We start from the raw sequence: 13,725 nt of genomic DNA, 5'->3' as shown, positions 1-13,725 counted from the left end.
CCGCGGGGCCCACGAGGGAAAGCGCAAGTTGCGCCGGGGCGCTGTCACGGAGTGGCCGCCGCGCCCGGTAGCGTCGGAGTATGAGTGTTCCCGTACCACCGCTCGGCCTGCTCCTGGACGTCGACGGCCCGATCGCCAGTCCCGTGACGCGCACGATCGCGATCGACTCGATCATCAGCGACCTGGTGACGCTGGCGGATGCCGGAATCCCCATCGTCTTCAACACGGGGCGCTCCGACGCCTTCCTGCGCGAGGAGGTCGTCGCCCCGCTCGTCGCGGCCGGCCTGCCGGAGCACGCCCGCGTCTTCGCGGTCTGCGAGAAGGGCGCCGTCTGGTTCGCGATCACCCCGGAGGGTGCAGGCGAGATTCAGGTGTCCAGTGAGCTGGCCGTTCCGGCCGCCTACGGCGCGGCGATCGAGCAGCTCGTCGCGGAGCGCTTCTCCGAGCACATGTTCTTCGACCAGACCAAGCGCGCCATGGTCTCGGTGGAGCAGCACAAGCACGTCGAGAGCGCCGACTACCGGGCGCAGCAGGCGGCGTTCGACGCGGCGGCCTTCGCCGAGATGGGGCGCCACGACTTCGGCGTCGAGCACGACGGGGTGAGCGCTGCGGCATCCGACGGCGAGGTGGCCTACCGGGTCGACACGACGATCATCTCCACGGACATTGAATCGGTACAGCTCGGCAAAGACCTCGGCGCGATGCGCGCGCTCGAGATGCTGCGACCGAACGGGCCGCTGCCGCTGCAGTGGCGCACCGTCGGCGACTCACGCACCGACTACGCCATGGCCGACTGGCTGAACGAGCAGGGCTACGCGGTGGCCCACGTGGACGTGCGGCCCGCCGACGGCGTGCCGGAGAAGCCCTACCCCGTGCTGACCGCCGGGGATCTTATTCACGACGAGGCGGGGGCGGCTTTCCTCGCCCGTTGGGTTGAAATGGTGCGCGGCACGGCCGCGCAGGATGGAGATGTGCGATGACCTTGAGCTCCCCGAACGCCACGCTGCCGGCCGCCGGCTGGTACGCCGACCCGCAGGATGCCGCGCAGCTGCGCTGGTGGGACGGCTCCCAGTGGAGCACGCACACCTCCCCGGCGCCGCAGCCGACCGCCCCTGCGCGCGTTGCACCGGCCTACGGCGAGTACGTGAGCCCGGCCGCCCAGGCACAGGGGGCGCCGGCATACGGCGGGCAGGCCTCGGCCGCGCAGCCCTATTCTGCGCAGCCCTACTCGGCCCAGCCGTATGGCTCGCAGCCCTACTCGATGTCGGCTGCGCAGCCGGGCCTCGCGCAGGGCGCGCCGACGACGGGGTGGCAGATCTGGGCGATCGTGCTGATGCCCCTCGTCTCGCTGCTGCTCCTGTTCACCTGGGACTTCCGGTCGTTTCTGCAGTTTGTGCTGGAGAACCCGGACGTCTCCGAGGCGACGCTGCTGATGAACCCCGGCTACGCGCTGATGACGCTCGGCAGCTGGGCGCTCGCAGCCGCCCTGATCGTGTTCGCCGTGCTGGACTGGCGCTGGCTCGGCCGGCAGGGCTACCCGCGCCGCTTCCACTGGGCGTGGGCCATCCTGAGCAGCTTCGTCTACGTGATCGGCCGCTCCATCGTGGTCAAGCGCCAGGCCGGGCGTGGCCTCGCCCCCATCTGGGTCGCGCTCGCCGTCAACGTCATCACCGCCGTCGCGGCGATCGCGTGGGTCTTCGCCATCATCGACATGTTCATCAGCTCTACGCCGGGATTCGTTCCGGGCATCGCCTCCTAGAGCCACGGATGCCGGCATCCGCCGTGCGCCGCTTCCTGCGCCCTGCGCCACCTCTGCTGGCGCGCGGCGCAGAAGGTGGTGCAGCGGCGCGGGCCTGGGTGCGCGCGTGCTGAGGCGACCGCGGGCCTAGCCGAGCAGCGCGATCAGCAGCAACACGAGACCGATCAGCGGTGGGGTCAGCTGCACGAGGGCGGCGCGGAGCTTGCGGCGGTCGGAGGTGAGCAGCACCAGGCCCGCCGCCACCATCGATCCCGCCCCGGCGAAGAGCAGCGCGGCCCCCGGTGCCAGCGCGCCGGTGGCCGCGAAGCCGATGCCGACCGCCACCGTGATGGCCAGGAACAGGTTGTAGAAGCCCTGGTTGTAGGCGAGCTGGCGGGTGGTGGCGGCATCCGCCTCGCTCGTGCCGAACGTCTTGCGGGTCGACGGCGCCGTCCAGCGCAACGACTCGAGCACGAAGATGTAGACGTGGACCAGCGCGGCGAGGGCGAGGACGATCAGGGCGAATGCGAGCATGCAGTCATTCTGCCCGCTCACACCGCCGCGCCGAAAGCGGCGCTACCAGCGGTTGTGCACGTGCTCGGCCCAGCCGTAGACGCCGTCGACCCGCAGCACCGCGCCGGTCTCGTCGGTGGCCGTGCCGCTGTAGCTGCCGAAGCACTGGTGCGTCTCAGAGCCGATGACGAGCATGTTGGTCTGCGAGGAGCGGTCGAACTCGGGGGTGAAGACGAGGTCGAGGTGCTCACCGCGGATGCGCCAGGGCGCCAGGAAGTCGCTCGTCGAGTACTCCCAGACCAGCTCGTCGCCGTACTTGGTGAGCCGGCCGTCGACGGCCAGGGAGTTCTCGGTTGACCCGGTTCCGGCCGTCCACTTGCCGCCCAGCTGGAGGCCGATGCGCTTGCCGTCGACGATGCCGGATGCCGCGCCCCAGTTCCACGTCATCGAGTACGGCCAGCGGCCGCGACCGTGGTCGAGGGTCGCCCAGGAGTCGCCGGCGGCCAGCTCGTGCCGCACGCCGTCGATGGTGACGCTGCCGCGGGCGGGCCGGGCCACGTCCTTGACGGTGTACTGGAACAGCCGCTCGCCCCACGGCACGACGACGCCCATGCCCTCCTGGCCGGCGGGCCGCTCTGCGACAATGTCGACGCTGACCCGGGCCGAGGCTGCGCGCAGCCGGGTGCCGCCCGCGCCGGCAGCCGCGGCGCCAGAACCGGAGTCCAGCTCGCCGGAGTCCAGCTCGCCGGCATCCATCTCGCCGGCATCCATCTCGTCAATGTCGACGGTGAGCGCCTTGGTGCGCGCCCGGGCCGGGCCGGCGCCGAGCGTGCCCGGCAGGGTCGCGCTGCCGCTCAGCGGGCTGATCGCGACGAGGTCGATCTCCTCGCCGGTGGCCCGATCCCGCACCCAGAGCTGGTGCAGGCTGGCGTAGTCGAGGCTCGACACGGTGATGCTCACGATGTGGGTCGGCGAGGTGACCGCCCAGTACTCCCAGCGCTTGTTGCGGCCCCAGCCGTAGCCGCCGCGGCCGATGCGATCGGTGTCGATCAGCGGATGCCGCACCCAGCCGACCGCGGCCGGGTTCAGCCTGCCGTTCGGCAGGCAGAGCGGAACGGGCGCCGTGATCTCGCGTTCGGTCGTCGTCTGGGTGCGCGTCATGGGAACTCCGTTGTTCGTGGCGGCGGGGGTTTTTAGCCGAGCAGCTTCTTCGCGAGCTGGTCGGTGGAGTACACGGTGGCGTAGGCGTCGGCGGCCTCGGCGGGGGAGCCGTAGCCCCACTCCACGAGGATCGTCGGCACGCCGTTGGCGGCCGCGCCGATGGTGTCGTAGCTGCGGTCGCCGACCATGACGGCGCGGGAGACGTCGTGCCCCTGCTCCTCCAGGCGGCGCAGGGCCTCGGCCACGATGTCGGCCTTGGCGCTGCGGCTCTCGTCCTCGGTGGCGCCGCAGATCACGTCGAAGTACTGGGCGAGGTCGAAGGCCTCGAGGATGCGCGTCGCGACGGCCTCCGGCTTGCTGGTCGCCAGGGCCAGCGGCACGCCGGCCGCCTTGATGCGCTCGATCAGCCCGGCGACACCGGGGAAGACGGCGGTGTCGAGGGCGCTGCCGTTGTAGTCGGCGCGGTAGGTGCGCATGGCCTCCCAGGCCTGCTCCTCGTCCATGCCGGCGCGGGCGCGGAAGGAGTCGAGCAGGGGCGGGCCGACGTAGGCGAGCAGCTCGGCGGCATCCGGAACCGGCCGGCCGAGGGTCTCGAAGGTGCGGGCCAGGGAGGCGGTGATGCCGGGGGCCGAGTCGGTGATGGTGCCGTCGAGGTCGAACAGAATGGCGGACCAGGTGCTCGTCGCGGTCGTCACGGTAGTCAAGGTGGGGGTACTCACCGAGCCATCCTACGGTTCGGCCGCTGGGAGTCGGCCTATCGACACCGCATTAGAAGAGGCGGTGGTGCCCGTCGTCGAGGCCGCGCATGGCGTCGTAGTCGAGCACGAGGCAGCGGATGCCGCGGTCCTCGGCCAGCGTGCGAGCCTGCGGCTTGATCTCCTGCGCCGCGAAGACGCCCTGCACGGGGGCGAGGTGCGGGTCGCGGTTCATCAGTTCGAGGTAGCGGGTCAGCTGCTCGACGCCGTCGATGTCGCCGCGGCGCTTGAGCTCGACCGCGACGGCGCCGCCCGCGGCATCCCTGGCCAGGATGTCGACCGGGCCGATCGCCGTCATGTACTCGCGGCGCACCAGGGTGTGGCCGTCGCCGAGCAGCTCGATCTGCTCGGCCAGGAGCTTCTGCAGGTGCGCCTCGACGCCGTCCTTCTGCAGGCCGGGGTCGATGCCGAGCGGGTGGTCGCTGTCGTGCTCGACCTCGTAGATGCTGACCACGAGCTTGTCGGCGGTCTTGGTGTGCGTGACCGTCCAGAGCTCGGTGATGCCGGCCGCGGCCTGGTCCTCGTCCGGCTCGCTCGCGGCGAGCGTGCACGGCGGGCTCATCCAGTTCAGCGGCTTGTAGCTGCCGCCGTCGGAGTGCACCAGCAGGCTGCCGTCGGCCTTGACCATCAGCAGGCGCTTCGCGAGCGGCAGGTGGGCGGCGAGGCGGCCGGCGTAGTCGACGGAACAGGTAGCAATGACAAGGCGCACCGTCTGAGTTTAGACGCTTCGACCTGTGCTCTCGGATGCCGCGGCGCTGTGCTTCGGGTGGGCGGGCCCGACGAAGGTCTCGCGGTAAACAGCGACCGGCGTGGCAGGGTCGCCGGTGGGGGCGTCGCCGGTCAGCGCGGCGTCCAGGACCCGCATGATCTGTGCTCCGTTGGCGCCGACATCGATGCAGACGGTGCTGACGGCCGGGCGCACCTGGGCGGCCAGCGGCACCTCCTCGCAGGCGATCAGGGCGAGCGCTCGCGGCACGGGAATGCCGAGGTCTTCCGCGGCGCGCAGGGCGCCGAGGGCCATGGGCAGCGTGCCGACCACGAGGGCGTCGACGGCCGGGCGCTCCCGGAGCAGGGCGGTCACGGCCTGCCGGGACAGTTCGAAGTCGTACCCGCCGTCGATCTCGATCGCGGGGGCCCCGACGCGGCGGAGCGCCCGCTCGTAGCCCAGGCGGAGCTTGTCGGCGTGCGTGCCGTCGGCACGCCCGACGAGGAGGGCGACCGATCGGGCCCCGGAGTCGATGAGCTCGGCGGTGGCCCGTGCCGCGGAATCCAGGTGGCCGCTGTCGGCGACGTGCGCGCCCTCCACGCCCGACGTGCCCATCGTGGTGAGGACGGGGATCCCCTGGCGCACGAGCGCGGCGATGGCGGACTGCGCCTCGGGGGAGTCGATCGGGTCGGCGGTGGCGATGATCGCCGCGTCGATACCCTGGCTGGGCAGCTTCTCGAGCACCCGCACCAGGCGGCCCTGGCTATGGGCGAGGTCGTGCAGGGCGACGGTCATTCCGCGGGCCTCGGCGGCGGCGGCGATCACCTGGGCGAGGGCGCCGTGGAACGGCTGGGCGATGTCGCCGACGATGAGCGCGATGGTGCCGGTGCGCCCGATGCGGAGCGTGCGTGCCGCGGCGCTCGGGTGGTAGTTGAGCCGTGCGGCGGCGTCGTTCACCCGGTCGAGCGTTGCCGCGGTGACGCGCTCCGGCTCGTTGAGCACGCGGGAGACGGTCGTGCGCGAGACGCCGGCCAGGCGAGCGACGTCGAGAATCGTCGCCGCGCCCGCTGTTGCGTCTCTGCCTGTCATCCTTGCGATCTTAGTGTCGCCCGCGCCCGCGCCGGGGCCGGATCCGTCAGAACGGCCCGGTCACCGTCTCGAGGAAGAGGCGGGAGAACGATTCGCCCCGCACCGCGAGCACGACATCGACGTTGCCGGCCGCCTCGTGCGTCTCCGCGCCGCCGGCGCCGAGGCCGGTGCGCAGGTCCACGACGGTCTGGCCGCGGGTGATCCCGGGCGCCAGCGCGACCTCGACCTGCGCGCGGCGCAGGGTGAGGCCGTCCGGGTCGATCACGGCGCAGACGGTTCCGGCATCGCCGATGGCCGCGGCGCCGACGCCCGCGATCCGCTCCTCGTTCTCGGTCACGACCGCCAGGTGCGCCAGCAGGGTGCCGACCGTCGAGGCGACCGAGCCGGGTGCGGCAGCGCCGAGCGCGGCGATCTGCTCGGCCGAGCAGGTGACGGCGTAGAACGCCTCCAGGCCGTACATGGTGGTGGCGACACCGCTGCGCAGCACGATGGCGGCGGCCTCCGGGTCGTGCCAGACGTTGAATTCGGCGCTGGCGGTGGCGTTCCCGGCACCGACGGCGCCGCCCATGAACACGATGCGCTCGATGCGCGGCAGCAGCTCCGGGTACATCGTGACGAACAGTGCGATGTTGGTCAGCGGCGCCAGCGCGATGATCGTGACGGGGGCGTCGGCATCCTGCAGCGTGCGGCGCAGCAGCTCGACGGCGTGGACGCCCTCCGGCTGGCGGCTCGCGGCCGGCAGCACGGCGTCGGCGACGCCGTTGCTGCCGTGGATGTAGCTGGCGTCGATCGGCGACTCGAGCAGGGGCTGGCGCGCCCCGGCCGCGACGGGGATGTCGCGGCGCCCGATGAGCTCCAGCACCTGCAGCGTGTTCTGCACGACCTGCTCGAGGTGGACGTTGCCGCCGACGCAGGTGACGGCCCGCACGTCGAGCGCGGGGCTGAGGCCCGCCAGCATGAGGGCGAGCGCGTCGTCGATCCCGGTGTCGACGTCGAGGATGACCGGGCGCGCTGCCGCGCTCATTCGCTGGCCAGAATCGACTCGGCCAGCTCCAGCGCATCGTCGGCGGCCGGGTGCACGTCGACGACGATGCGCTCGAGCAGCCCGGCGCTCACCGGGCGCAGCGGTGCGCTGCTAAACGTGCTCACCGGCGCCTCGCCGACATCCATGCCCCAGAAGGAGAGGTGGGCCGAGGTGTTGCCGAGGTGCACGGATGCCACCACCTGGTCGCCCACGACGAGCTCGACGTCGCCCGTGCGGTCCTCGTGCGCGGTGAGCCGGAACCCGGCCGTCCGCACCTCGGCGCCGAGCGGCTCGGGGGAGCTGACGCTGACGTGCTCGCCGAGCATGGAGTGCTCGAAGACGAGGCGGCCGGCCTCGCAGCGCAGCAGGAAGCCGCCCTGCACGTTGCCGCTGGAGAGCAGCACGCCGCCCTCGGCGCTCGCGTCGGCGAGGAAGTGCGCGGTGACGTCGATGGAGCGGTTCGAGCCGGTGACGGCGCTGGAGAGCGGCACATGGCCCTGGCCGGGGCGCAGCACGAACTGGCGCTCGGCGTAGAGGCCGACGGGGCCGCGGATGCCGATGAGCTCGTGCAGTGGCCGGTCGTCGAGCGGGAACATGTCGTGCGCCTGCGCGGCCTTCCACCACAGCCCCTGCAGCTCGCTCAGCCGCTCGGGCTCGCTCGCGGCGATGTCGATGGACTCGGCGAAGTCGTTGCGGGCGTCGTAGAGGCGCCACTCGTCGTTCTCGTACGGTTCACCGCCGACGTGCCTGGTCACCGCGCGCCAGCCGTCGTGCCAGATCGCCCGGTGGCCGAGCATCTCCCAGTGCTGGGTGCTGCGCCCGATCTCGGGGCTGTCGCTCGTGAGTGCCGCCGCGACGCTGGAGCCGTCCATGGGGGCGGGCGGCTGCACGCCGAGCAGCTCGAGCAGCGTCGGGGCGATGTCGATGGCGTGCACGAACTGCGGGCGCACCGATCCGGCCTCGACATTGCCGGCCGGCCAGGAGACGACGAGCGGGGAGCGCACGCCGCCGAGGTCGACGAACTGCTTGTAGCGCCGGAACGGGGTGTTGCCGGCCATCGCCCAGCCGGTCGGGTAGTGCGCGCCGCCGGTGCTGGAGCCCAGCTCGTCGAGCAGGGGCAGCAGCTCGGCCGCGCTGCGGCGCACGCCGCTGTACGGCGCGTTGGTGTCGACGTCGCCGCCTGCGCCGCCCTCTGGGCTGGCCCCGTTGTCGGAGAGCACGAGCACGATCGTGTTGTCGCGCTCGCCGAGGGCGCTCAGCTCGTTGAGGAATCGGCCCAGCTGCGCGTCGGCGTGCTCGAGGAATCCGGCGAAGGCCGCCTGGAGCTGCGCGAAGACGGTGCGCTGCTCGTCGTCGAGCTCGTCCCACGCCGCGACGCCGTCGACGCGTTCGGTCAGCGTCGTGCCCTCGGGGGAGAGGCCGAGCTCGATCTGGCGCTCCAGCCGCTCGCGCCGGGTGACGTCCCAGCCCGTGGTGAAGGTGTCGACGTAGCGGTCGATGAACTCCCGCGGCGCCTGGAACGGGGCGTGCGTGGCGCCGAGCGCGAGCTGGAGGTAGAACGGGTCGTGCGGTCGGTAGGCGACGTGGTTGCGCACATAGCTGGCCGCCTTGTCGGCGAGGTCCTCGCTCAGGTGGTAGTTCGGCCGGTCCGGCACGGCCGTCGGGTGGTTGTCCTCGTAGAGCTCCGGCTCGTACTGGTCGGTGCAGCCGTCGAGGAAGCCGTAGTAGCGGTCGAAGCCGCGAGCGAGCGGCCAGTTCTGGTACGGTCCGGCCGGGGTCAGCTCGTGCAGCGGGGCGAGGTGCCATTTGCCGACGAGGTAGGTGCCGTAGCCCTCCTCGCGCAGGATCTGCGGCAGCAGTGCGACATCCGGCCGGATCGCCCCGCGGGAGTTCGGGAACCCGGTGTCGGTGTCGGCCAGGAATCGCATGCCGATCGCGTGGTGGTTGCGCCCGCTGAGCAGCGAGGCCCGGGTCGGCGAGCAGAGCGGCGTGACGTTGAAATTGCTGAAGCGCACCCCGGATGCCGCCAGGGCGTCGATCGTGGGCGTGCTGATCTCCGAGCCGAAGCAGCCGAAGTCCGCCCAGCCCGTGTCGTCGAGGATCACCACGACCACGTTGGGCCGCTTGGCGCGGGCGCTGCTCGGTTCCGCCCAGGAAGGCGTCGAGTCTGCGACCGTCTCGCCAATGATTCCGGCAAATTCTGCGGGAGAAGTCGACATGGGTGAAGGGCCTTTCCTGGGCGGTGTCACGAGTGGGCTGACGCGCGGGGCGGCTAGCGGGTGGGCACGGCCGCGCGACGGCCGACGTTGGCGTGCGCGTGGGCCCCGAATCGCGGCTTGACCGTGATCGTGAAGAACAGGGCGACGATCGCGATGAACAGGATGTACGTCGAGACGCTCCACGTCGCACCGCCGGTGGCCGAGGTGAGCGACTGGGCGATGAGCGGTCCGAAGCCGCCGCCGAGCACGGTGCCGAGCTGGAAGCCCATCGACATGCCGGAGTAGCGCACGCGCGGGTCGAACATGTCGGCGAAGAGCGTCGCCTGCTGGCTGAAGAGCGTGCCCACGAGCAAGCCGCTGACGCCGGTCGCGGTGAACAGTCCGACAACGGTGCCGGTGCCGATCAGCCAGAACATCGGGAACGCCCAGAGGGCGAGGGCCACCAGGCCGACGCTCAGCACGCGCTTCTGCCCGTAGCTGTCGCCGAAGTGCCCGGCGATCGGCGTGATGATGAGGTTCACGACCGAGGAGAAGATGTTGGCCAGGAGCACGATGGTCGGGTCCATGCCGAGCACGCCGGAGGCGTAGCCGAGCACGAAGACGCCCTGCACCAGGCCGAGGGTGGTGTCGCTGGTGTGGATGAAGATCGCGGCCAGGATCTCCTTCGGGTAGCTGCGCAGCGCCTCGAGGACGGGCATCTTCGCCTCGCTCTTCTCCTCCTTGACGGCGGTGAACTCCGGCGTCTCCTCGACGCGGAAGCGGAGGAAGAGGCCGACGAGGAGCAGTGCGGCGCTGGCGAGGAACGGGATGCGCCAGCCGCCCGCGACGAGGCCCTCGATGCCCATGGTCGCCGTGAGGATCGCGACGACACCGGAGGAGAGGATCACGCCGATCGGGGCGCCGGCCTGCACGATGCTGCCGAAGAGGCCGCGGCGGTTGGCCGGGGCGTGCTCGACGGCCAGCAGGGCCGCCCCGCCCCACTCGCCGCCGATGCCGATGCCCTGCAGGATGCGCAGCAGCACGAGCAGGATCGGCGCGATGGCGCCGACCTGGGCGTAGGTGGGCAGGAAGCCGATCAGCACCGTGACGATGCCGGTGAGCATGAAGGTGAAGAGCAGCACGCGCTTGCGGCCGACGCGGTCGCCGAAGTGGCCGAGGATGATGCCGCCGAGCGGGCGGGCGATGAAGCCGACGGTAAAGGTGGCCAAGGAGAGCAGGGTCGCCACGGCGGGGTCATCGGCCGCGAAGAAGACCTGGCCGAACACCAGGGCAGAGAGCGAGCCGAAGACGAAGAAGTCGTAGTACTCCAGCACGGAGCCGACGGTGCTGGCCGCGACGGCGCGCGTCGCCGATCGCCGCTGGTGCTGCTGCGTCGGCGCGCTCTGTGCCGAAATTGTCGTGTCCATTTCTCTCCTCATTGACAGTGGACCAGCTCAAAATGTGGGGGTGGTGTATGCAAGCCGGATCAACTGGAATCGATCCCGGAATCGATTCCATTTCCGCAGGGAAGAGTATGTCAGCGCAGCGGTTCACGTCAAGCCCGCGCGATTGCGCGGGCGGGAGTGGCGCGGGAGTGGCGCGGGAGTGGTGCGGGAGCGGCGCGGGAGTGGTGCGGGAGCGGCGCGGGAACAGGGTGCAGGGGCGAGGGGCGGCGGGTCGCCGCCCCTCGCCGCTAGGCGGTGGGGGCGGGAGCCCGGCGTGAGGCCTCGCGGGCGGCCGGGGCGCAGAGCCCGGCCAGGAGCAGCAGCACGAGCACGACGATGAGGGCGTTCAGGATGCCGAAGTGCTGGCCGAGGAAGCCGAGCAGCGGCGGGCCGGCCAGGAAGGCGCCGTAGCCGATGATGGCGACGGCGCTGACCCGGGCGGCCGCGTGCTTCGCGTCGTCGGCCGCGGCCGACATCCCGACGGGGAAGCCGAGGGCGCTGCCGAGGCCCCAGAGGATGGTGCCGATGATGATGACGGGCATGCCGCCGCCGCCGAAGAGGAACAGGCCGAGGCCGACGATGCCCAGTGCGGCGCAGGCGCGCAGCACCGGGACGCGGCTGAAACGGTCGAGGATCGGGCCGCCGGCGACGCGGCCGACCGTCATCGCCGTCACGAACACGCCGAAGATGATGGCGCCCGTTGTGTTGTCGAAGCCGTGGCCGTCGACGACGGCGAGGGCGATCCAGTCGTTCGCCGAGCCCTCGGCGAACGAGGTGCCGAGCACGATGACGCCGATCAGCAGGAGGCGGGCGTCGGCGAAGACGGCCAGGTTCTCGCGCAGCCGGGCGGCCCAGGGCAGGCGGGGCGCCGCGGTGTGCGGATCGTCGCCGACGGATTCGCGGATCGGAATGTATCGGACCGCGACGAAGATGGCGGCGACGATCAGTGCCGCCATGATCGCCAGGTGGGCGCCGACGGGCACGTGCAGGGCGGAGGCGGCGGCGCCGAGCGCGGCGCCGGCCATGGTGCCGAAGCTGAAGAAGGCGTGCATCAGCGGCATCAGCGTCTTGCCGATCTCCCGCTCGGCCGCCGCGCCCTCGACGTTCATCATCACGTCGACGGCGCCGTTGCCGAAGCCGAACAGCGCCATGCCGACCACGATGACGGGCAGCAGGGTGAACACGCTGCTGCCGAGGCCCACCGTGACAAGCCCGGTGGCGACGATGCAGAGGGCGAGGATCATGCCGAGGCGCGCGCCGAAGCGGGCCAGGATGGCGGCCGACAGGGTGAGCCCGATGATCGAGCCGATCGACATGCCGAGGATCACCAGGCCGACGGTCTCCAGTGAGATCTGCAGGTCGTCGCGGACCGCGGGGATGCGCGAGACCCAGCTGGCGACGCTCAGGCCGCTCAGGAAGAACACGGCGAAGACGGCGTTGCGCCAGGCCAGCAGGCCGTGCCGCGGGGTCGGCGCGGTGGCGATGGCGGGCGGGGAGATCGGCTCTGACATGGCGTTCCGATGTTCGGGTGGGTGTGGCATCCGGTGTGCGCGATAGCCATAGTATCGAATCGATTCGATTTGTTCGATCTAGACTACCCACATGACGGATGCCGCTGCAGCACACGCTCGCCCGACACTCGCCGACGTGGCAGCCCGCGCCGGCGTCTCGGCCTCGACGGCCTCGCTGGCCTTCAGCGGCTCCGGGCCGGTCTCGGAGGCGACCCGCGAGCGGGTGTTCGCGGCAGCGAAGGCGCTCGACTATGCCGGCCCCGACCCGCGCGCGCAGTCGCTGCGCCGCGGCCGTTCCGGGATCGTCGGCGTCGTGCTCGAGGAGCGGGTGCGCGCCGCCTTCCTCGACCCGGTGAAGATTCAGGTGCTCGACGGCATCTCGGAGGGCATCGTGCCGCTCGGCGCCGGGCTGTTGCTGCTCACCGACACCGGAGAGGGGGCCGTCAGCGTCGCCAACGCCCCCGTCGACGCGGTCGCCCTGATCGGCTGCAGCCCGCGGCTCGCGCACACCGTCGCGCAGCTCCGGCTGCGCGGCATCCCGATGGTCGCCATCGAGGGCCACGCCGGGGACGACATCATCGAGATCTCGATCGACAACGAGGATGCCACGCGCCGCGGCGCCGAGCACCTGCGGGAGCTCGGGCACAGCCGGGTCGCCCTCGTCACGCTGCCGCTCGACCCCGAGCGCACGCGCGGCCCGCTCACGCCAGAGCGCGAGGACGAGAGCACCTCGGCGACGACGAGCGAGCGCATCGCCGGCGCCCGCATCGTGTTCCCCGGCATCGGCGGGGTGACCGCCGGTGCCAGCGACGTCGAGGAGGGGCGGCTGGCTGGCCTCGCGCTGCTGGCCGACCCCGAGACCCGGCCGACGGCGGTGATCGCGCAGAGCGACCTGCTGGCCGCCGGCGTGATCCGTGCCGCGGAGGAGCTCGGCCTCGCGGTGCCGGCCGACGTGAGTGTGCTCGGCTTCGACGGCGTCAGGGTCGACGGGCTCGCGCCCTACGACCTGACGACGCTGGTGCAGCCGTCGGCGGCGAAGGGCCGCGCGGCCGGGGAGGCGCTGGTGCAGATGCTGGCCGGCGAGCATCCGGAGGGCACCTGCTTCAGCAGCGTCTTCCACCGCGGCAACACGACGGCCCCGCCCGCCCGCTGACCGTTGGCTTCGGTCGCTGGCGCTCCCTCGAGCCAGCGGGGATGAGCGCGTCCCGCTCCCCTTCCACGTCGGCTGGAGGGAGTGAGGAACGAGCGACCGAAGCCGGGGTGCCCATCCCGCTGGTCGAGTAGTGAGGAACGAGCGTATCGAGACCTCGCACGAGAAACAGTCCCAGCTGGGAACCGGGTCTCGATACGGCCCTGGCGGGCCTACTCGACCAACGGGGAGCGGCGGCCTTGGCTTCGGTCGCTGGCGCTCCCTCGAGCCAGCGGGGATGAGCGCGTCCCGCTCCCCTTCCACGTCGGCTGGAGGGAGCGAGGAACGAGCGACCGAAGCCGGGGTGTAGCAACACCCGCTGGTCGAGTAGCGAGGAACGAGCGTATCGAGACCTCGCGCGAGAAACGGTCCCCGCTGGGAACCGGGTCGTCGATG

12 protein-coding genes are annotated in these 13,725 nt (G+C 71.6%); 3 read left to right on the top strand and 9 right to left on the bottom strand.

Annotated features, from left to right (window positions below; all coding sequences use genetic code 11):
• The first annotated feature begins 80 nt into the window (after nucleotides 1-80).
• Complete coding sequence (locus GY24_RS03970; protein ID WP_104474472.1) at nucleotides 81-980, top strand: hypothetical protein; 900 nt, start codon at nucleotides 81-83, stop codon at nucleotides 978-980.
• On the top strand, nucleotides 977-1,759 hold the full coding sequence (locus GY24_RS03965; RefSeq protein WP_104474471.1) for a DUF2510 domain-containing protein: 783 nt from the start codon (nucleotides 977-979) through the stop codon (nucleotides 1,757-1,759). Before GY24_RS03970 ends, GY24_RS03965 begins: the two co-directional genes overlap by 4 nt.
• A 126-nt stretch (nucleotides 1,760-1,885) precedes the next feature.
• Here GY24_RS03965 and GY24_RS03960 read toward each other — a convergent pair whose 3' ends face one another.
• The 9 genes from GY24_RS03960 to GY24_RS03920 form a co-directional block, all read right to left on the bottom strand.
• Nucleotides 1,886-2,272 (bottom strand): DUF1304 domain-containing protein, encoded by a 387-nt coding sequence (locus GY24_RS03960; protein ID WP_104474470.1) that lies wholly within the window; start codon nucleotides 2,270-2,272, stop codon nucleotides 1,886-1,888.
• 42 nt (nucleotides 2,273-2,314) lie between these two features.
• Complete coding sequence (locus GY24_RS03955) at nucleotides 2,315-3,412, bottom strand: DUF2804 domain-containing protein (protein ID WP_104474469.1); 1,098 nt, start codon at nucleotides 3,410-3,412, stop codon at nucleotides 2,315-2,317.
• A gap of 32 nt (nucleotides 3,413-3,444) precedes the next feature.
• Nucleotides 3,445-4,131, bottom strand: coding sequence for an HAD hydrolase-like protein (locus GY24_RS03950; RefSeq protein ID WP_233279183.1), 687 nt, complete (start codon nucleotides 4,129-4,131; stop codon nucleotides 3,445-3,447).
• 49 nt (nucleotides 4,132-4,180) lie between these two features.
• A complete protein-coding gene (gene nucS / locus GY24_RS03945; RefSeq protein ID WP_083362399.1) occupies nucleotides 4,181-4,876 on the bottom strand; it encodes an endonuclease NucS in 696 nt (231 codons plus the stop codon).
• 9 nt (nucleotides 4,877-4,885) lie between these two features.
• Nucleotides 4,886-5,962 carry a LacI family DNA-binding transcriptional regulator gene (locus GY24_RS03940; protein WP_104474467.1) on the bottom strand — a complete coding sequence of 359 codons (1,077 nt, stop codon included), beginning with the start codon at nucleotides 5,960-5,962 and terminating at the stop codon, nucleotides 4,886-4,888.
• A gap of 46 nt (nucleotides 5,963-6,008) precedes the next feature.
• A complete protein-coding gene (locus tag GY24_RS03935; RefSeq protein ID WP_104474466.1) occupies nucleotides 6,009-6,986 on the bottom strand; it encodes a nucleoside hydrolase in 978 nt (325 codons plus the stop codon).
• Nucleotides 6,983-9,205 carry an arylsulfatase gene (locus GY24_RS03930; protein WP_104474465.1) on the bottom strand — a complete coding sequence of 741 codons (2,223 nt, stop codon included), beginning with the start codon at nucleotides 9,203-9,205 and terminating at the stop codon, nucleotides 6,983-6,985. The genes GY24_RS03935 and GY24_RS03930 overlap by 4 nt, the downstream gene beginning before the upstream one ends.
• Before the next feature lie 53 nt (nucleotides 9,206-9,258).
• Nucleotides 9,259-10,611 carry an MFS transporter gene (locus tag GY24_RS03925; RefSeq protein ID WP_161498679.1) on the bottom strand — a complete coding sequence of 451 codons (1,353 nt, stop codon included), beginning with the start codon at nucleotides 10,609-10,611 and terminating at the stop codon, nucleotides 9,259-9,261.
• A gap of 266 nt (nucleotides 10,612-10,877) precedes the next feature.
• Nucleotides 10,878-12,140, bottom strand: a complete 1,263-nt coding sequence (locus GY24_RS03920) for an MFS transporter (protein WP_104474463.1) — start codon at nucleotides 12,138-12,140, stop codon at nucleotides 10,878-10,880.
• Nucleotides 12,141-12,231: 91 nt separating this feature from the next.
• Between GY24_RS03920 and GY24_RS03915 the strand changes: the two genes are divergently transcribed.
• Nucleotides 12,232-13,293: a LacI family DNA-binding transcriptional regulator gene (locus GY24_RS03915; protein ID WP_104474462.1), complete on the top strand. Its 1,062-nt coding sequence runs from the start codon at nucleotides 12,232-12,234 to the stop codon at nucleotides 13,291-13,293.
• Nucleotides 13,294-13,725: the final 432 nt, after the last annotated feature.

Origin of the sequence: Microterricola pindariensis (assembly GCF_002936985.1) — a bacterium.
Lineage (GTDB): Bacteria > Actinomycetota > Actinomycetes > Actinomycetales > Microbacteriaceae > Microterricola > Microterricola pindariensis.
This window is presented reverse-complemented; position numbering and strand designations above follow the sequence as displayed.